Here is a 17,602-nt window from a genome sequence, read left to right on the forward strand (position 1 = left end):
GTTACTTGCCGGCAGCCAACGCCGGAGTACGCGGCGGTACCTGACGCTTCGAACCGGTCGCCTCGAACGCCGAGGCCAGACGCAACAGATTCGAGTCATCGTAAGCACGACCGGCGAAAGTCAGACCAACCGGCATGCCGATGTCGGCCATGATCCCCATCGGTACGGTGACAGTCGGCACACCGAGGTGCCGGATCGCCAGGTTGCCGTTGGCGACCCAGATACCATTGCTCCAGGCGATGTCCGCTGATTCCGGATTGATATCGGCATCTGCCGGGCCGACGTCGGCGTTGGTCGGGAACAGCACCGCGTCGAGTTTCAGCGTATCCATCCAGTCTTCGAGGTCGAGCTTGCGGGTCTTTTCCAGGCCGCGCAGGCCGTCCGGCAGGGTTGGGATCTGGTCCCACGGGGTGATGCCGCGTTGGGCCATGCGCACGTATTCGTCCATGCCGGCGGCCAGATCGCCTTCACGGTTGGGCAGGGTGCCCGGGTCGTGCGGGAAGATTTTCGGCCCGTCGACATCGGCCAGGCGATTGAGCTTCGGATCGTCGTTGGCGCGCAGGAAATCGTCGAAGGCCCAGGCCGACAGGTCCCACAGTTCGTGGTGCAGGAACTCCTTGGAGACGATGCCGCGATTGAACACGGTCGGTGCGCCGGGGCGGTCGCCTTCGCAGTTGGAGACCAGCGGGAAATCCACTTCGATGACTTCGGCGCCGGCCGCTTCCAGGGCTGCGCGGGCCTGTTTCCACAAATCGATCACCGAAGGGCGAGTGTTGATGCGCTGCCCGGTCGGGCCGCCGATGCCCGGCGCTTCGCTGGTGCCGGCTTCAGGGTCGGCATTGATGTACATCTTCGGCACACCGAGGCGTTTGCCGGCCAGTGCATTGGGTTTCACTGCCAGCTCGGCGTAGGACGCCGGGCGTACCGAGGCAACGCTCGGGATCGGCACCCACGGCTGCAGGCGCCACAGATCACCACGGGTGTCGGGGTCTTCAGCAACCACCACATCGAGCACTTCGAGCAGATCAGCCATGGTCCGGGCGTACGGCACCACCACATCCATGGTCGGCGTCAGCGGCCAGTTGCCGCGTACCGAAATCACCCCGCGCGATGGCGTGTAGGCGCACAGACCGTTGTTCGACGCCGGGCCGCGACCGCTCGACCAAGTCTCCTCTGCCAGGCCGAAGGCCGAGAAGCTCGCAGCGGTGGCGGTGCCGGCACCGTTGGACGAGCCGGAAGCAAACGGCGCGGTCAGGTAGGCCGCGTTGTAAGGGCTTTCGGCGCGACCATAGACGCCACGCTGCATGCCGCCATTGGCCATCGGCGGCATGTTGGTCTTGCCCAGGCAGACCGCTCCGGCGGCGCGCAGACGTTCGATGGTGAAGGCGTCGCGATGCGCCACCAGATCGGCGAAGGCCGGGCTGCCCGAGGCGGCGGTCAGCCCCTTGACCAGATAGCTGTCCTTGGCGGTGTAAGGGATACCGTCGAGCGGGCCGAGGGTTTCGCCCTTGGCGCGGCGCGCATCGGACGCCTGGGCTTCAGCCAAAGCCTCGGGGTTGCGCACCACCACGGCATTCAGTGCGGTGGCGGTGTTCGGGCCATCGTAGGCGTCGATCCGGGCCAGATAGGCCTGCACCAGTTCAACCGCGGTGGTCTGGCCGGCGTCGAGCGCCGCGCGTAATTGAGCAATGGAGACTTCAGTGACTTCGATCATGCTGTTACCGCCGACAGGTTCGCTAAAGGGGTGGGTCATTATGGTTATGGTCGAAACGTGTAGAGAATTGCGTATGGACGAAACTCTACCCTGAACTTTGCCGAATGGCATGTGCTAATTCGATAAATATCGACAAAACTCAACGAAAAAATTCCCCCGGTGTCTCGCCAAACTGTTGCCGGAAGGCCGCGATGAACGCCGAGGTCGAGTCATAACCGCAGGCCAGAGCCACGTCGGTGACGCGTTCGCCGCGTTCCAGCGGGGTCAGCGCGCCCAGCAGACGCAAGCGCTGACGCCAGGCGCGGAAGGTCAGGCCGGTGTCGCGCAAAAACAGACGGCTGAGGGTTTTCTCGGTGACGCCGAATTTTTCGCTCCAATGGTTCAGGGTGGTCTGCTGTTCCGGATGTTGCTCCAGGCTTTGATAGATCTGCCGCAGACGGCTGTCCTGCGGCAGCGGCAGCATCAGGTCTATCTGCGGTGCCTCGGCCAGTTGATCGAGGATCACCTGGGCCAGGCGGCCATGGGCACCGTTCTCGTCGTATTCCACTGGAACCAGACTGAACGCGCGAATCAGCTCGCGCAGCAGGTCGCTGACGCCCAGCACATGACAACGCTCAAGCGCCCAGCCGGCCACGCTGCAATCGATGTACAGGCTGCGCATTTCGGTGTGCGGCGAGCTGAACACGCGGTGCGGCACGCCCGCCGGAATCCACACCGCACGCTCCGGTGGCGCGACAAAACGCCCGGCGCTGGTCTGCACTTCGAGCACGCCCTGAATCGCGTACGACAACTGCACCCACGGGTGACTGTGACGCCGGGTCAGTGCGCGATTGGGCAGCGATTCGGTGCGCCCGTATAGCGCACGTGGCAGGCTGGGCAGCCCGGGAATGCTGCGCCGGAAGCTTTTCTCGTGTCCTTTAGGCGGCATCTGTTGGCTCTTCGGCGTTAGTCGGTAATTTCTGCTCACGTTAGAGTTGCAGTCACGTACTGGCAACCCCCGGATGAACAAGCTCATGACTCGCCCAAGATTCCTGCCCGACAACTTCACCCTGACCCTGATCGGCGTCGTGCTGCTGGCCAGTTTCCTGCCAGCCAGCGGTCAGGTCGCGGTCGGGTTCGGCTGGCTGACCAACATCGCCATCGCACTGCTGTTTTTCCTCCACGGTGCGAAACTGTCGCGTGAATCGATCATCGCCGGTGCCGGCCACTGGCGCCTGCACCTGTTGGTGTTCGGCCTGACCTTCGTGCTGTTCCCGCTGCTCGGCCTGGCGCTGAAACCGCTGCTGTCACCGCTGATCGGCGACAAGCTGTACATGGGCATGCTGTATCTCTGCGCGCTGCCGGCCACCGTGCAGTCGGCAATTGCCTTCACCTCGCTGGCCCGCGGCAATATCCCGGCGGCGATCTGCAGTGCGGCGGCGTCGAGCCTGTTCGGGATCTTCCTCACACCGTTGCTGGTGACGCTGCTGCTGAACGTGCACGGTGACGGCGGTTCGACCCTCGATGCGATCCTGAAGATCAGCGTGCAACTGCTGCTGCCGTTCATTGCCGGGCAGATCGCTCGGCGCTGGATCGGCGCGTGGGTCGGCCGCAACAAGAACTGGCTGAAGTTTGTCGATCAGGGTTCGATTCTGCTGGTGGTGTACGGCGCATTCAGCGAGGCGGTCAACGAAGGTATCTGGCATCAGATTCCGGTAGTCGATCTGCTGGGCCTGGTGGTGGTCTGCTGCATCCTGCTGGCGCTGGTGCTGTTGGCGTCGACCTTGCTGGGCAAGGTGTTCGGTTTCAGCCAGGAAGACCGCATCACCATTCTGTTCTGCGGTTCGAAGAAGAGTCTGGCCACCGGCGTGCCAATGGCGCAGGTGTTGTTTGCCGGCAGCACGATTGGTGTATTGATTCTGCCGCTGATGCTGTTCCATCAGATTCAATTGATGGTCTGCGCGGTGTTGGCGCAGCGCTATGCCAAACGGCAGGAATCGGTGCCGGAGTTGATGGCGCAGGTTGATCCATAAACACTGCTTCCCCTGTAGGAGCTGCCGCAGGCTGCGATCTTTTGATCTTGAAAGTCAGAAGATCGCAGCCTGCGGCAGCTCCTACAGGGGGATTTTCTCAATCCTGAGTCACGTGTTTCGGGCCGGCCAGTGCCCAGGCAATCAGGCCAAACAACGGTACGAACACGATGGCGATAATCCACACGCCTTTGTTGCTGCCTTTGCCTGCGCTCTTGCGCACGCGGTTGATCGCCCACAATTCGATGATCACAAGAACGACGGCGAGTACGATCCAGACGGGTTCAATTTGCATGGGCTACCTCCTGATGGTCTTTCAGTTAGGTGAGCCCAAGCGCGCAGGGTTCATTTAAATTGCGCCACTGCCTCCCGAATATTTCACCGCAGCGGCTGCCCGAGACGGCACGTTGAGCGTACGCAACAGCGACGACACGTGGATGCGCACGGTGAACGGCGAGATATCCAGTTCCCGGGCGATCTCCTTGTTGGTCTTGCCTTGGGCAATCAGCCGCAGCACGTCCTGCTGACGCGGGGTGAGGGCGGTGCCGGTCTCCAGCGGCAGCAGTCCAGAAGGGGCGAACCTGACCAGCACTTCGCCTTCGCGGATCGCCAGAATCGCCTCGCCGATCTCATCCGGGGCAATGTTCTTGCCGATAAAACCGTCGATGCCGGCCGCCATCACTTCGCCGATCAACCCCTCGTCGTCGACCATCGACACCACAATCAGCGTGGTGCGCGGCAGTTTTCGGCGCAACTCGGCGAGTTGGCTGATGCAGGTCAGGCCGGGGAAGCGCAGATCGAGAATCAATGTGTCCGGCTCGCTGCCGGCGGGCAGCAAGGCCAGCACGGCGTCGAGGTCGCCGGCCTCCTCGATAGTCGCCTCGGGCAACAGGCGCTGCACGGTGCGCCGCATGGCTTCGCGAAACAACGGGTGATCGTCGGCTATGATGATGCGGCAAGTCATGACGTGACCCTCCCTGGATCAGCGTGGTTTACGGCATGCACCTTAGCACCGCAAGCGCAGATTGCCTGCCGACCGCTGCTGAATCTGACGACTGTCGCACAAGGACGTTGCCCATGAAGTTCGAGAAAAACACCGAGCTGGATCAGGCCAATCTGCGGATTATCATCGCCAGCATCGCCATGGTTTACATCTGCGTGCTCGGTGTCTTGCCGGGGCAGCGCTTCGATGTCTATCTGCCGGTGGTGGTCTACATCGCGCTGTTTCTGTTGGCGTCGATTGTCTTGCGCCAGGCCATCGCGCGCTGGCCAGGGCATTACCCGGCGCGGCGGATTTTCGCGATGATCCACGATTACACCGGCACCTGTTTCGGCCTGGTGCTCGGCGGTGAAGCGGCGTTGCCGCTGTACGCGGTGATCATCTGGGTCAACCTGGGTAATGGCATGCGCTATGGCTCCCGCTACCTGGCGATTGCCACCGGGTTGGCGCTGCTGGCGTTGCTGGCGGTCTATCGATTGACGCCGGTGTGGCAGGCGCAGCCGTACATGGTGCTGATGTTGATGCTCACCAGCACGGTGATTCCGTTCTACGCGCACTTGCTGCTGGAGCGCACGCGCAAGGCTTCCGAAGAGGCGGTCGCGGCCAATCTGGAAAAGTCGCGGTTTCTCGCTCAGGCCAGCCATGATCTGCGCCAGCCGATTCACTCCATCGGCCTGTTTACCGCGTGCCTGCGCGAGTCGCGGCTGGGCGAGCAGGAGCGGCAGCTGGTCGACAACATCGACCGTTCGCTGCTCAACGTCTCGCAGTTGTTCCGTTCGATTCTCGACCTCTACACCCTCGACAACGGGCGCATCCTGCCCAGATTGCAAGTGTTCAATCTCGGCGAGTGGCTGGCCGACCTGATCCGCCAGAACGCCGAGGCGGCGCGCTGGGCTGGCGTGGAGTTGCGTCTGCGCCCCTGCCAGCACTGGGTGCAGAGCGATCCGGCGTTGCTCGCGACCATGGTGCAGAACGTGCTTTCCAATTGCTTCAAGTACGGCGCGCAACGCCCGGTGCTGATTGGCGTGCGCAGACGCGGCAGCGGGCTGGCCATCGTGGTTTATGACCGCGGCAACGGCATTGCCGAGGAGCACCTGCCGAAGGTCTTCGAGGAGTTTTATCGGGTGCGTCAGGTGCGCGACAAGGACGTGGAAGGGGTCGGCCTCGGGCTGTCGATCGTCAAGCGTCTGGGGCAGTTGATCGGCGTCGATGTGGCCTTGCGCTCGCAGCTCGGGCGTGGCACGGCGGTCACCCTGTATGGCTTGCCGGTGGCCGTGGCGCCGCAGTTGCCGGTCATGCGTGACGACGTGCGGCAGGCCGGCCTGTTGACCGGGCTGAAGGTGTGTCTGGTAGAGGATGATCGCAACGTCTTGCTGGCAACCTCGGCGCTGCTCGAGCGCTGGGGCTGCGTGGTGCAGGGCGAGTTGAGCGGAGAGAATCTGCGCACTGATTGCGACATCATTGTCGCTGACTACGATCTGGGTACGCATTCCACGGGTATCGAGTGCATTGACGAGGTGCGGCGCCAGCGGGGTTTTGCGGTGCCGGCGATGATCATCACCGGGCATGACATCGAGAAAATACAGGCGGCCTTGCACGACCGCCAAATTGCCATCCTGTCCAAACCGGTACGCCCGGCCGAGCTGCGCGCGACCTTGCGCAGCCTGCGCGACCGGCAAACCGAGCCGGCCGAGCAGGTTTGACTCAACGCTTGCAGAGGTAGTCCTGAGTGATGGTGGTTTGCAGGCAGTTGAACTGGCCCATGGTGCGGCAGATGTTTTTCTCCGAGCCGGTCACCTCGGCATTCTTGTAGCCCCAGGTCTTGCAGCGCTCCATGGCGACAGTGAGGCCTTGCGCGGCGTTGGTCTGGCCGCTTTCGAACTGACCCAATTCGTAGGAGACCTGAACGACGCCGTCGTTCTTGCTGCCACCGGTGGCTTCCCACTGTTTGGGCGTGGCGCAGCCGCTCAGGGCGAGGGCGGTGAGGGTGAGAGTTGCTATCAGGGTTTTCATGATGGAACGTAGTCCTTTACCGAGAAATGAATTACTGAACCGGGATCGGTGACGCGCCTTTCGGCAGGCACGACAGCGGCGGGGTCATGATGCCCATGCTCGCCACCGCGATAATCGCGCCGCTGGGCAACTCGCAGTTGTACTCGCCGGCCGGGGTGTACGCGGTGTAGTAGGTGAGGGTGCTGTCGCTGCGGATGTTGTCGATTTTCGACACCGGTTTGCCGATGACCGTTTGCGCGCGCTCTTTCATGCTGGCTTCGGTGGGTTTGGCGGTCTGGCAACCGCTGGCGCCCAGCAGTAGGGCGCTGACGATCGCCACTTTGAGAAGGTTGGAATGCAGTTTCATGGTGTTTCTTCCTTGGTGTTGTTCTGATTTCCAGGCATAACGATCCCGCGCACTGCACAGCGGCAATGGTGGGGAACATCGGGGGTTGCGAGGGAATATAGCGCCGGGTGGCGGGGCGGTCGATTAGCACAAATGTGCTAGTGCCGCAGTGGGAGAGGCGACCCAATGGGTCGCCCCGCGCCGATTACTGAGGAGAGTTGAACTGGTCGGAATAGCTGCCGGTCATCAGCGCCGAAGCGACGCGATCAGAACCGACGCCGACGCGTGAGTAGGCATAGCGATTGGCGCCGACCTTGTCGGTGCCGTCTGAGGCCAGAGTATTGGCGCCGACATGATCGGAACCATCGGAAGCCACTGCGCCAGCGCCGACATGATCAGAACCGTCGGAAGCCACTGCACCAGCGCCGACATGATCGGAACCATCGGACGCCACTGCACCAGCGCCAACGTGATCAGAACCGTCCGAGGCGACTGCGCCAGCGCCGACATGATCGGAACCGTCCGAGGCGACAGCACCAGCGCCGACATGATCGGAACCGTCCGAGGCGACAGCACCAGCGCCGACATGATCGGAACCGTCCGAGGCGACTGCGCCAGCGCCGACATGATCCGAACCGTCCGAGGCGACTGCGCCAGCGCCGACATGATCCGAACCATCCGAGGCGACTGCACCAGCGCCGACGTGATCGGAACCATCCGAGGCGACTGCACCAGCCCCGACGTGGTCGGAACCATCGGACGCCACTGCGCCAGCGCTGACATGATCCGAACCATCAGAGGCCACCGCCTGCGGCTGCGCAGCCCAGACCGTTGGCAACATCACGGTCGCCGCGACCGCAAGAATGGCGCCTGATAAAAGCGTGTGTTTCATGATTTTCTCCACGACCCATCAGCCACACAGCATTCCGTTGGCCCGGGGTTGACCAGATTGGCGATTGGCACGGGCGCACGGTAACGCGCACGAGTGTCGACGTATTGCATGAAACCGCGATAGCGAGCTGAAAAGTATAGATCGTCAAACACGGACCATGGCTGGCCGGGGGAGGAAGTGATAGTCGGTTAACTTCCTTGCGCAGGGGCGCTTGAAGGAAATCAGTCTAAAAACACCTGACCATCATTCGATGGATTTTGCTAGCCTCAAAGGTGTAGGCGAAGACGCAGACTGATGCGCAAGCGGATAGCAAGGGGACGTGGGGCGCGTTCCGAAGGGTACACGGTTAGAAAGATCTCCGCGCTGAGATCCAGCCCTTATGCCGTGTGAGGCAGCAAAGCACCGCTCTTTTTCCATGGTTGCTTTTGTACTGTGAGAGGCCCGATAAACCTTGTAAGCCAGAGACCAGCACTGGCCGCCTACTCGAACACCAAAGCCCGCATTGCTGCGGGCTTTGTCGTTGTTGCGGGATTAGATTTTCGTCAGCGCGTAGGCCAGATCGGCGCGCAGGTCTTCGAGGTCTTCGACGCCCACCGACAGACGCACCAGGCCATCGCCGATACCCAGTTTCGCGCGGGTTTCAGCTGGAATGGTCGCGTGGGTCATGATCGCCGGATGCTCGATCAGGCTTTCGACGCCGCCCAGGCTTTCGGCCAAGGCAAAGATCTTCACGTTTTCCAGAAAGCGCCGTGCACCCTCCAGATCACTGTTCAGATCCACCGAGATCATCCCGCCAAAACCGTGCATCTGCCGTTTGGCCAACTCATGCTGCGGGTGCGACAGCAGGCCAGGGTAGTAAACGCGTTTGACCTGCGGTTGCTGCTCCAGCCACTTGGCCAGTTCCAGCGCGTTGCTGCAGTGACGCTCCATGCGCAGCGCCAGGGTTTTCACCCCGCGCAGGGTCAGGAACGCGTCGAACGGCCCGGAAATCGCGCCGACGGCGTTCTGCAGGAAGCCAAGTTTGTCCGCCAGTTCGGCATTCTGCCCGACCACCGCGATACCACCGATCACGTCGGAGTGACCGTTCAGGTACTTGGTGGTCGAGTGCAGCACGATGTCGAAACCCAGCTCCAGCGGACGCTGGATGTACGGGCTGGCGAAGGTGTTGTCGGCGACGCTGATGATCCCGCGTGCACGGCAGATGCGCGCAATCGCGGCCAGATCCGACAGGCTCAGCAGCGGGTTGGTCGGCGACTCGACAATCACCAGGCGGGTGTCGTCCTGCAGCGCCGCTTCGAACGCCGCCAGATCAGTCAGATCGACGTAGCTGAAGCGATGCCCGGCGCTGCGCTGACGGACCTTGTCGAACAGCCGGAACGTGCCGCCGTACAAGTCATTGCCGGAGATCACGTGCGAACCGGCATCGATCAATTCGAGCACAGTGGAAATCGTCGCCAGCCCGGAAGCGAACGCGAAGGCGCGGGTGCCACCCTCCAGATCTGCCACGCAACGCTCCAGCGCAAAACGCGTCGGGTTGTGCGAGCGCCCGTAGTCGAAGCCCTTGTGCACGCCGGGGCTGTCTTGCAGGTAAGTGGAGTTGGCGTAGATCGGCGGCATCAGCGCGCCGGTGGTCGGGTCAGGCTCTTGCCCGGCGTGGATCACCCGGGTCGCGAAGCCTTGGGATTTATCGTCGTGCTGACTCATGCGAGGGATCTCCGTAATTGGTTGAGCATGTCGGTGCGGGTAATCAGGCCGTGGAAGCCTGAAGCATCGGCGATGATCGCAACGAGGCCGCGACTGAGCACCGCTTCCAGCTCGGCAAGGTTGGCACCGGGGGCGAGGGTTTGCAGTTTGTCGGTCATCACGCTGGAGACCGATTGACTGAAGCGCGCGGCGTCTTCGTGCACCGGCAGCAGGATGTCGGATTCGTCGATCACCCCGACCAGTTGTTTGCCTTCAACCAGCACCGGCAGTTGCGAAACATCGGCCAGGCGCATGCGCTGGAACGCGGTCAGCAGGGTGTCGTCGGGACCGACGCTGATCACGCGGCCGTCTTCGAAACGGCGGGCGATCAGATCGCGCAGGTCGCCATAGCGTTTGCGCTGCAGCAGGCCCTGATCGGTCATCCACTGGTCGTTGTAGACCTTCGACAGATAGCGCGTGCCGGTGTCGCAGACGAAGCTGACCACGCGTTTCGGCTCGGTCTGTTCGCGGCAATAACGCAGCGCGGCGGCGAGCAGGGTGCCGGTGGACGAACCCCCGAGAATGCCTTCGGCCTTGAGCAACTGACGGGCGTGGTCGAAGCTTTCTTCGTCGCTGATCGAGTAGGCGTGGCGCACGCTGGTGAGGTCGGTGATCGATGGAATGAAATCTTCGCCGATGCCTTCCACCGCCCACGAACCGGGGGTCGGCATCGTGCCGTCGCGGCTGTACTGAGCCATCACCGAACCGACCGGGTCGGCGAGGACCATTTCCAGATCCGGCTGCACACGTTTGAAGAAACGGCTCAGGCCAGTCAGGGTGCCGGCGGAACCGACGCCAACCACGATCGCGTCCAGGTCATGCTCGGTCTGCGCCCAGATCTCCGGCGCAGTGCTGCATTCGTGGGCCAGCGGGTTGGCGGGGTTGTTGAACTGGTCGGCGAAAAACGCGCCGGGAATATCTTTCGCCAGTCGTGCGGCCACGTCCTGGTAATACTCGGGGTGGCCCTTGCCGACGTCCGAGCGGGTGATGTGCACTTCGGCGCCCATGGCTTTCAAGTGCAGGACTTTCTCGGTGGACATCTTGTCCGGGACGACCAGCACCACGCGGTAGCCTTTGGCCCGGCCGACCAGCGCCAGGCCCAGACCGGTGTTGCCGGCGGTGGCCTCGACGATGGTGCCACCCGGTTGCAGGCGCCCGTCGCGTTCAGCGGCATCGATCATCGCCAGACCGATGCGGTCCTTGATCGAGCCGCCGGGGTTTTGTGATTCCAGTTTGAGAAACAGTGTGCAGAGGCCGGTATCGAAGCGGGTAACCTGTACCAGCGGCGTATTGCCGATCAGCCCAAGTACGGCAGGGCGTGAATCCTTTGACATTTCTTCACCTCTTGTAGTGGTGTTGATCGCGTTCCATTCGCGGGGAAAAGCTCGCGTGCAACATAGGCGCAGACATGATCTGTCGCAACCTTTAGTCAGTCGCTGCTCCAGCCATTTCGATCTAACCATAGAACAGAATCGCAGCCTGCAAGGGCCCGGTTTCAGAGGGTTTACATCAAGGCGCCATCGAGTATTCAAAGGGCGTCGTGACTGTGCTCGATAGCTTGATTCGCGCAGGAATATCCTGCAGGGCCAATCGTGTTTTCTGCGGCATGCAGTTGATAGCTGATCATGAGAGAAACTTGTGATCATCAAGATTAAAATGAGTTTGTTTCACTAGCGCTCGATCTCGACAATGGCGCCATCAACAAGACATTGGAGTTGTTTGTCATGGCACTGGCCCATTCCCTCGGATTTCCGCGCATCGGCCGCGACCGCGAACTGAAGAAAGCGCAAGAGGCGTTCTGGAAAGGAGAACTGAACGAGGCTGGCCTGCGTGATGTTGGCCGCCAGTTGCGCAAGGCCCATTGGGACCTGCAGAAAAACGCCGGCATCGAGCTGCTGCCGGTGGGCGATTTCGCCTGGTACGACCAGGTGCTGACTCACTCGCTGATGTTCGGGGTGATTCCCGAGCGCTTCCGTCCGCATGACGGCAAGGCCAGCCTGCAGACCCTGTTCAGCATGGCCCGTGGCGTCAGCGACAATTGCTGCGTCGGTGCGCACGCTCAGGAAATGACCAAGTGGTTTGACACCAACTACCACTATCTGGTCCCGGAATTCAGCGTCGATCAACAGTTCCAGCTCGGTTGGGAACAGTTGTTCGAAGAAGTCGAAGAGGCCCGTGCCCTCGGCCATAACGTCAAACCGGTGATCATCGGCCCACTGACTTATCTGTGGCTGGGCAAGGCCAAAGGCGCAGAGTTCGACAAACTGGAACTGCTTGATCGCCTGCTGCCGCTGTACGGGCAGATCTTCGCCCGGCTGGCCGCACTCGGTGTGGAGTGGGTACAGATCGACGAGCCGATTCTGGTGCTCGACTTGCCGCAGGAATGGAAGAACGCTTTTGAGCGAGCCTACAACCAGATCCAGCGTGATCCACTGAAAAAACTGGTCGCCACCTATTTTGGCGGTCTGGAAGAAAACCTCGGTCTGGCCGCCAATCTGCCGGTCGATGGCCTGCACATCGATCTGGTGCGTGCGCCGGACCAGTACCCGACCATCCTCGATCGCCTGCCGGCTTACAAAGTGCTGTCGCTGGGTGTGGTCAACGGTCGTAACGTCTGGCGCTGCGATCTGGAACATGCGCTGGCGACATTGCAGCATGCGCATGAGCGTCTGGGGGATCGGTTGTGGGTTGCGCCGTCCTGCTCGCTGCTGCACAGCCCGGTGGATCTGAACCGCGAAGACCAGCTCGATGCCGAGCTGAAAAGCTGGCTGGCGTTTGCCGTGCAGAAGTGCGAGGAAGTCGCGGTGCTGGCGCAGGCGATCAACGAGCCGGAAGCGCCGAAAGTGCTGCGCGCCTTGGCCCAAAGCCGCTCGGTACAGACCAGCCGCGCCGCCTCGCCACGTATTCACAAACCGGCGGTGCAGGCCCGAGTGGCGGCCATTACCGCGCAGGACAGCCAGCGTCACTCGCCGTTCACCCGACGCATCGCCAAGCAGCGCGCCGGCCTCGATTTGCCGCTGTTCCCGACCACCACCATCGGATCGTTTCCGCAGACGGCGTCGATCCGTCTGGCGCGTCAGTCGTTCAAGCAGGGCAAGCTCAGCGAAGCCGAATACACCGAAGCCATGTACAGCGAGATCCGCCATGCGGTGCAAATCCAGGAGCAACTGGGCCTCGACGTGCTGGTGCACGGTGAAGCCGAGCGCAACGACATGGTCGAGTACTTCGCCGAGCAACTGGACGGTTACGTGTTCACCCGTTTCGGCTGGGTGCAGAGCTACGGTTCGCGTTGCGTGAAACCGGCGGTGATTTTCGGTGACTTGAGCCGCCCGAAAGCCATGACCGTGGACTGGATCCGCTACGCCCAGGGCCTGACCGACAAGGTCATGAAGGGCATGCTGACGGGGCCGGTGACCATGCTGATGTGGTCGTTCCCCCGCGAGGACGTGTCCCGTGAAGTGCAGGCGCGGCAACTGGCGCTGGCGATTCGTGATGAAGTGGTGGATCTGGAAGCTGCCGGAATCAGGATCGTGCAGATCGATGAAGCGGCGTTCCGCGAAGGCTTGCCATTACGCCGCGCGCAATGGCAGCACTATCTGGACTGGGCGACTGAAGTGTTCCGCCTGTGCGCCTCGGGGGTGCGTGACGAAACGCAGATTCACACCCACATGTGCTACAGCGAATTCAACGATGTGATCGAGTCCATCGCGGCGATGGATGCCGACGTGATCACCATCGAAACCTCGCGCTCGGACATGGAATTGCTCGACGCCTTCGAAGCCTTCGCCTACCCGAACGAGATCGGCCCGGGCGTGTACGACATCCATTCGCCACGGGTGCCGGATGCCTCGGAAATGGCTAACTTGCTGCGCAAGGCAGCGCTGCGGATTCCGGCCGAGCGGTTGTGGGTCAATCCGGATTGCGGTCTGAAAACCCGTGGCTGGCCGGAGACTGAGGCGGCGCTGGTACACATGGTTGCCGCCGCCCGCCAGTTGCGCAAAGAATTGGCCTGAGGAGACAACCACCAAAACCTGTGGGAGCGAGCCTGCTCGCGAAGACGGCGTGTCAGTCGAATAATGTTTCTCTGATACACCGCTTTCGCGAGCAGGCTCGCTCCCACAATGGGTTTAGTGATCAGTCAGTGACGGCTCATCAAACCGTGCAGCACACCCAGGCGCAGCCCCGGTTCCGACGGCGCCATCTGCGAAATGCCGAATACCTTGAACGCCGCCAGCATCAGCACCAGCCCTCCCGGCAGGATGCTCTGGCGATGCGGTTGCAGACCGGCGAGCTTCAGTTGTTGGACGTTCTTCACCTTCAGCAGCAACAGCGACAAACGCAACAGTCCGCCATAGGTAATGCCGTCCTGGCCGAAGTCGTTGAGTCGATTGGCCTTGAGCACTTTCGCCAGCATCCGCGCCGTGCCCGACGAGCCAATGGTCTGCTGCCAGCCCTGCGCGCGATAGCGGCGGGCGACTTTCTCGAATTGCAGGATCGCCACGCGTTCGGCTTCCTGCAGCGCACCGGGCGCAATGCGTCCGTCGGGGAAATAGCGTGCGCCCAGGGTGCCGCTGCCGATGGCGATGCTTTCGGTGAGCAGTGGTTGGGAACCCTGGCCGAGAATCAGCTCGGTGGAACCACCACCGATGTCCACCACCAGACGCATGTCTTCTGCATCCGGCAGGGAATGAGCGACGCCGGCATACACCAGTTGCGCCTCTTCATGGCCGGAGATGACGTCGATGCGAAACCCCAGATGGCGTTCGGCACTGTGCAGAAACAACTGCGCATTGTCGGCCTCACGCACCGCGCTGGTCGCCACGGCCCGTACCTTGCCGGCCTCGAATCCGCGCAGTTTCTTGCCGAACCGCGCCAGCGCCTGCCAGCCCCGATCCAGCGCCATTTCGTCCAAAGCACCGCCGTCGAAGCCCTCGGCCAGCCGCACCGGTTCACGCAGGGTTTTGACCTCTTGAATCATCAAGCCTTTTCGACTGCGCACCGACTGGCCGATCATCAGGCGAAACGCATTCGAGCCCAGGTCGATGGCGGCAAACAGCGAGGCGTCTTCTTTCATGGGAATCCCTGCAAGCATCCGTCGAAGGCTCAAGACGGTTTGCGAGGATTCTGCGGTGCGCTTGATGACATCCTGATGACGGGGCAGGGGCGGTTCAGTGAATTGTTGGCTGTCATGACTCTGTCATTATCCGGCGCCTATCCTGAGCCCATACATCGCGTGTTCTTAAAGTTTTTGCTGCCTCTTTGGGCAGCTTTTTTTTGCCTGAAATTCCACACGTATCCCCCAAAACCAACACAAATCCCTGTAGGAGCTGCCGCAGGCTGCGATCTTTTGATCTTCAAAAACAAAGTCAAAAGATCGCAGCCTTCGGCAGCTCCTACAGGGTTATGTCAGTGGGTTTGCGGAGTGTATTTGCAATTTTCCGTGAGGGTTGGCTAATATACGATCCATATACACTTCGTATCGGATTCGGATATGGGCATCGTAAAGATTTCGGAAGACATGCACGAGAACCTGCGCATCTCCAGCAACGCGCTCAGCCGCTCAATCAACGCGCAGGCCGAGCACTGGATGCGCATCGGCATGCTCGCCGAGCTGCACCCCAACCTCGACCACAGCGCCATTTGCCGCTTGCTGATCCGCGCCGAACAGAACGGCGGGCTGGATCTGCATCAACTGACTCAGGAAGCCGTCAGCGCATGAGAAACCAGATCAAGATCAATACCCCCGCCGAAATCGCCCAGTCGCGTGCGGCCGGCAAACTCGCCGCCGAAGTGCTGGCGATGCTGGTGCCGCATGTGAAGGCCGGGGTGACGACCGATGAGCTGGATCGGTTGTGCAACGACTACATCGTCAACGTGCAGAAAGCGATTCCGGCCAATGTCGGTTATCACGGTTTCCCGAAAACCGTCTGCGCTTCGATCAACGACGTGGTGTGCCACGGCATTCCCTCGGGTATACCGCTGAAAGACGGCGACATCGTCAACCTCGACATCGCAGTGATCAAGGATGGCTGGTTCGGCGACACCAGCCGCATGTACGTGGTCGGCGAGACGACGCCTGAGGCGCAGCACCTGATCAAGACCACCTACGACGCCATGTGTGCCGGCATTCGCATGGTGCGCCCCGGCGCCACATTGGGCGACATCGGCCATGCGATCCAGAGCCTGGCGGAGAGGGAAGGTTTCAGTGTGGTGCGCGAGTATTGCGGGCATGGCATCGGCAAGGTCTACCACGATGAACCGCAGATCCTGCATTACGGTTTCCCCAATCAGGGCATGAAGCTCAAGGCGGGGATGATCTTCACCGTCGAGCCGATGCTCAATGCCGGCAAGCGCCATGTGAAGAACATGCCGGACGGCTGGACGGTGCTGACCAAGGATGGCTCGTTGTCGGCGCAGTGGGAGCATATGGTCGCGGTGACCGAGACAGGCTTCGAAATTCTCACGGCGTGGCCGGATCAGATTGAAGGCTACCGCGCTATTCCCTGAGACCGTGCTGACAGCTTCCCTCACCCTAGCCCTCTCCCGGAGGGAGAGGGGACTGACTGGATTGTCTGGACGAGTTACGCCGACCTGAAATATCGGGTCGAACTCAGGTCTTGACCATCATGGTGATCGGCTCCCTTTCCCCCTCGCCCCCTTGGGGGAGAGGGCTGGGGTGAGGGGGGGAATCCCACAGACGACACGCTATCAGTGAGAACCGGCGGCTTTGTTAAGGTCGCTTTCAGCCCATTCGGTGTAGACACAGGCGTCCGCCGTGGCCCAGCGCACTCGCACCGGGTCGCCAGCCTTGAGCGGCATGCCGGCTGCGGACAATGCCTTCACCGTCATCGAAGTCCCGCCCGAAGTCACCACGCTGCCGGTCTGGCTCTCGCCAAGAAACAACACCTCCACCACCTGCGCCGACACCTCATTCCAACCCGCCGCCAACGGCTCTTCGCTCGCCTGTTGCACGCTCAGCGCCACCGCCTTTTCCGGACGCACCATCAGCAGCACATCCTGATCGGTGTGCAACCCAGCGGTCAGACGAATCGACAATGACTGTCCTTCAAACGAAGCCGCCGCATTGCCTTGGGCCTTGAGCTTGAGGAAGTTCGAGTTGCCGAGGAACGACGCGACAAACGCGTTCGGCGGATTCTGATACAGGTCATAACCGCTGCCCAGACCGACAATCTTGCCATGACTGAAAATCGCGATGCGCTGCGACAGACGCATGGCTTCTTCCTGATCGTGGGTCACGTAGACGATGGTGATGCCCAGGCGTCGATGCAGCTGGCGCAGTTCATCCTGCAAGTCTTCACGCAGTTTTTTATCCAGCGCACCGAGCGGTTCGTCCATCAGCAGGATGCGTGGCTCGTAGACCAGCGCCCGGGCGATGGCGACGCGTTGCTGCTGGCCGCCAGAGAGTTGCGAAGGGCGGCGATGGGCGAATTGTTCGAGCTGCACCAGTTTCAGCATCGCATCGACACGCTTGTCACGCTCGGCGGCGGCGAGTTTGCGGATCGCCAGCGGGAAGGCGATGTTGTCGCGCACCGACAGATGCGGGAACAGTGAATAGCGCTGGAACACCATGCCGATGTCGCGCTTGTGCGGCGGCACGTTGACCAGCGACTGCCCGTTGACCAGGATCTCGCCGCTGCTCGGGGTTTCGAAGCCGGCGAGCATCGACAGCGTGGTGCTTTTGCCCGAGCCGCTGGAGCCGAGGAAGGTCAGGAACTCGCCGTCCTTGATGTCCAGCGAGATGTTGTCCACGGCGGCGAAATCGCCGTAGTGGGGGGTGGGGTTGGGGGGGGGGGCGCGGGGGGGGGGGGGGGGGGGGGGGGGGGCGGGGGGGGGGGGGGGGGGGGCGGTGGGGGGGGGGGGGGGGGGGGGGGGGGGGGGGGCCGGC

15 protein-coding genes and 1 pseudogene are annotated in these 17,602 nt (G+C 61.9%); 5 read left to right on the plus strand and 11 right to left on the minus strand.

Annotation, left to right across the window (positions count from 1 at the left end; translation table 11 throughout):
* Window position 1: 1 nt before the first annotated feature.
* Together ACIP8I_RS04920 and ACIP8I_RS04925 are read right to left on the minus strand one after the other, a co-directional pair.
* The gene (locus ACIP8I_RS04920; RefSeq protein WP_400759128.1) at window positions 2-1,714 is read right to left on the minus strand and encodes an amidase; all 1,713 of its coding nucleotides are present in this window, start codon (window positions 1,712-1,714) and stop codon (window positions 2-4) included.
* A 139-nt stretch (window positions 1,715-1,853) separates the two neighbouring features.
* On the minus strand, window positions 1,854-2,642 hold the full coding sequence (locus ACIP8I_RS04925) for an AraC family transcriptional regulator (RefSeq protein ID WP_400759131.1): 789 nt from the start codon (window positions 2,640-2,642) through the stop codon (window positions 1,854-1,856).
* Window positions 2,643-2,727: 85 nt separating this feature from the next.
* Here ACIP8I_RS04925 and ACIP8I_RS04930 point away from each other — a divergent pair, with 85 nt between their 5' ends.
* Window positions 2,728-3,726 carry a bile acid:sodium symporter family protein gene (locus ACIP8I_RS04930; RefSeq protein WP_400759133.1) on the plus strand — a complete coding sequence of 333 codons (999 nt, stop codon included), beginning with the start codon at window positions 2,728-2,730 and terminating at the stop codon, window positions 3,724-3,726.
* 97 nt (window positions 3,727-3,823) lie between these two features.
* On the opposite strand, the gene ACIP8I_RS04935 is transcribed toward ACIP8I_RS04930, so the two are convergent.
* Window positions 3,824-4,018 (minus strand): PLDc N-terminal domain-containing protein, encoded by a 195-nt coding sequence (locus tag ACIP8I_RS04935; protein ID WP_007965735.1) that lies wholly within the window; start codon window positions 4,016-4,018, stop codon window positions 3,824-3,826.
* 54 nt (window positions 4,019-4,072) lie between these two features.
* Window positions 4,073-4,687 carry a response regulator transcription factor gene (locus ACIP8I_RS04940; protein WP_007965734.1) on the minus strand — a complete coding sequence of 205 codons (615 nt, stop codon included), beginning with the start codon at window positions 4,685-4,687 and terminating at the stop codon, window positions 4,073-4,075.
* A 113-nt stretch (window positions 4,688-4,800) separates the two neighbouring features.
* Between ACIP8I_RS04940 and ACIP8I_RS04945 the strand changes: the two genes are divergently transcribed.
* Window positions 4,801-6,426 carry a hybrid sensor histidine kinase/response regulator gene (locus ACIP8I_RS04945; RefSeq protein ID WP_400759136.1) on the plus strand — a complete coding sequence of 542 codons (1,626 nt, stop codon included), beginning with the start codon at window positions 4,801-4,803 and terminating at the stop codon, window positions 6,424-6,426.
* A 1-nt stretch (window position 6,427) separates the two neighbouring features.
* Here ACIP8I_RS04945 and yecR read toward each other — a convergent pair whose 3' ends face one another.
* The 5 genes from yecR to ACIP8I_RS04970 all read right to left on the minus strand — a co-directional run bounded on the left by yecR (window position 6,428) and on the right by ACIP8I_RS04970 (window position 11,030).
* Complete coding sequence (gene yecR / locus ACIP8I_RS04950; RefSeq protein WP_003225737.1) at window positions 6,428-6,736, minus strand: YecR family lipoprotein; 309 nt, start codon at window positions 6,734-6,736, stop codon at window positions 6,428-6,430.
* Window positions 6,737-6,767: 31 nt separating this feature from the next.
* A complete protein-coding gene (locus tag ACIP8I_RS04955; RefSeq protein ID WP_108590560.1) occupies window positions 6,768-7,082 on the minus strand; it encodes a hypothetical protein in 315 nt (104 codons plus the stop codon).
* Window positions 7,083-7,266: 184 nt separating this feature from the next.
* Window positions 7,267-7,953, minus strand: coding sequence for a hypothetical protein (locus tag ACIP8I_RS04960; RefSeq protein ID WP_400759138.1), 687 nt, complete (start codon window positions 7,951-7,953; stop codon window positions 7,267-7,269).
* Window positions 7,954-8,484: 531 nt separating this feature from the next.
* The gene (locus ACIP8I_RS04965; protein WP_400759141.1) at window positions 8,485-9,657 is read right to left on the minus strand and encodes a cystathionine gamma-synthase; all 1,173 of its coding nucleotides are present in this window, start codon (window positions 9,655-9,657) and stop codon (window positions 8,485-8,487) included.
* Window positions 9,654-11,030, minus strand: a complete 1,377-nt coding sequence (locus tag ACIP8I_RS04970; RefSeq protein ID WP_007965728.1) for a cystathionine beta-synthase — start codon at window positions 11,028-11,030, stop codon at window positions 9,654-9,656. Before ACIP8I_RS04970 ends, ACIP8I_RS04965 begins: the two co-directional genes overlap by 4 nt.
* 390 nt (window positions 11,031-11,420) lie before the next feature.
* Between ACIP8I_RS04970 and metE the strand changes: the two genes are divergently transcribed.
* Entirely contained in the window at window positions 11,421-13,709 is a 2,289-nt protein-coding gene (gene metE, locus ACIP8I_RS04975; RefSeq protein WP_400759144.1) for a 5-methyltetrahydropteroyltriglutamate--homocysteine S-methyltransferase, read from the plus strand.
* Window positions 13,710-13,834: 125 nt separating this feature from the next.
* Here the strand turns inward: metE and ACIP8I_RS04980 are convergent, their stop codons facing one another.
* Window positions 13,835-14,770, minus strand: a complete 936-nt coding sequence (locus ACIP8I_RS04980; RefSeq protein WP_400759147.1) for a Ppx/GppA family phosphatase — start codon at window positions 14,768-14,770, stop codon at window positions 13,835-13,837.
* 417 nt (window positions 14,771-15,187) lie between these two features.
* Here ACIP8I_RS04980 and ACIP8I_RS04985 point away from each other — a divergent pair, with 417 nt between their 5' ends.
* Together ACIP8I_RS04985 and map are read left to right on the plus strand one after the other, a co-directional pair.
* Window positions 15,188-15,415 carry a ParD-like family protein gene (locus tag ACIP8I_RS04985; protein ID WP_003225727.1) on the plus strand — a complete coding sequence of 76 codons (228 nt, stop codon included), beginning with the start codon at window positions 15,188-15,190 and terminating at the stop codon, window positions 15,413-15,415.
* The gene (gene map, locus ACIP8I_RS04990; RefSeq protein WP_400759150.1) at window positions 15,412-16,203 is read left to right on the plus strand and encodes a type I methionyl aminopeptidase; all 792 of its coding nucleotides are present in this window, start codon (window positions 15,412-15,414) and stop codon (window positions 16,201-16,203) included. The genes ACIP8I_RS04985 and map overlap by 4 nt, the downstream gene beginning before the upstream one ends.
* Before the next feature lie 201 nt (window positions 16,204-16,404).
* On the opposite strand, the pseudogene ACIP8I_RS04995 reads toward map, so the two are convergent.
* A pseudogene (locus tag ACIP8I_RS04995) lies at window positions 16,405-17,499 on the minus strand (ABC transporter ATP-binding protein); the annotation flags it as partial.
* Window positions 17,500-17,602: the final 103 nt, after the last annotated feature.

Origin of the sequence: Pseudomonas sp. NPDC088414, from assembly GCF_044753325.1 — a bacterium.
In the GTDB taxonomy this organism is placed as follows: Bacteria; Pseudomonadota; Gammaproteobacteria; order Pseudomonadales; family Pseudomonadaceae; genus Aquipseudomonas.

Excerpts from the sequence above, each read along its gene's own strand:
- ACIP8I_RS04920 (WP_400759128.1), bottom strand. The coding sequence starts at position 1,714 with ATGATCGAAGTCACTGAAGTCTCCATTGCTCAATTACGCGCGGCGCTC.
- ACIP8I_RS04925 (WP_400759131.1), bottom strand. The coding sequence starts at position 2,642 with ATGCCGCCTAAAGGACACGAGAAAAGCTTCCGGCGCAGCATTCCCGGG.
- ACIP8I_RS04930 (WP_400759133.1), top strand. The coding sequence starts at position 2,728 with ATGACTCGCCCAAGATTCCTGCCCGACAACTTCACCCTGACCCTGATC.
- ACIP8I_RS04935 (WP_007965735.1), bottom strand. The coding sequence starts at position 4,018 with ATGCAAATTGAACCCGTCTGGATCGTACTCGCCGTCGTTCTTGTGATC.
- ACIP8I_RS04940 (WP_007965734.1), bottom strand. The coding sequence starts at position 4,687 with ATGACTTGCCGCATCATCATAGCCGACGATCACCCGTTGTTTCGCGAA.
- ACIP8I_RS04945 (WP_400759136.1), top strand. The coding sequence starts at position 4,801 with ATGAAGTTCGAGAAAAACACCGAGCTGGATCAGGCCAATCTGCGGATT.
- yecR (WP_003225737.1), bottom strand. The coding sequence starts at position 6,736 with ATGAAAACCCTGATAGCAACTCTCACCCTCACCGCCCTCGCCCTGAGC.
- ACIP8I_RS04955 (WP_108590560.1), bottom strand. The coding sequence starts at position 7,082 with ATGAAACTGCATTCCAACCTTCTCAAAGTGGCGATCGTCAGCGCCCTA.
- ACIP8I_RS04960 (WP_400759138.1), bottom strand. The coding sequence starts at position 7,953 with ATGAAACACACGCTTTTATCAGGCGCCATTCTTGCGGTCGCGGCGACC.
- ACIP8I_RS04965 (WP_400759141.1), bottom strand. The coding sequence starts at position 9,657 with ATGAGTCAGCACGACGATAAATCCCAAGGCTTCGCGACCCGGGTGATC.
- ACIP8I_RS04970 (WP_007965728.1), bottom strand. The coding sequence starts at position 11,030 with ATGTCAAAGGATTCACGCCCTGCCGTACTTGGGCTGATCGGCAATACG.
- metE (WP_400759144.1), top strand. The coding sequence starts at position 11,421 with ATGGCACTGGCCCATTCCCTCGGATTTCCGCGCATCGGCCGCGACCGC.
- ACIP8I_RS04980 (WP_400759147.1), bottom strand. The coding sequence starts at position 14,770 with ATGAAAGAAGACGCCTCGCTGTTTGCCGCCATCGACCTGGGCTCGAAT.
- ACIP8I_RS04985 (WP_003225727.1), top strand. The coding sequence starts at position 15,188 with ATGGGCATCGTAAAGATTTCGGAAGACATGCACGAGAACCTGCGCATC.
- map (WP_400759150.1), top strand. The coding sequence starts at position 15,412 with ATGAGAAACCAGATCAAGATCAATACCCCCGCCGAAATCGCCCAGTCG.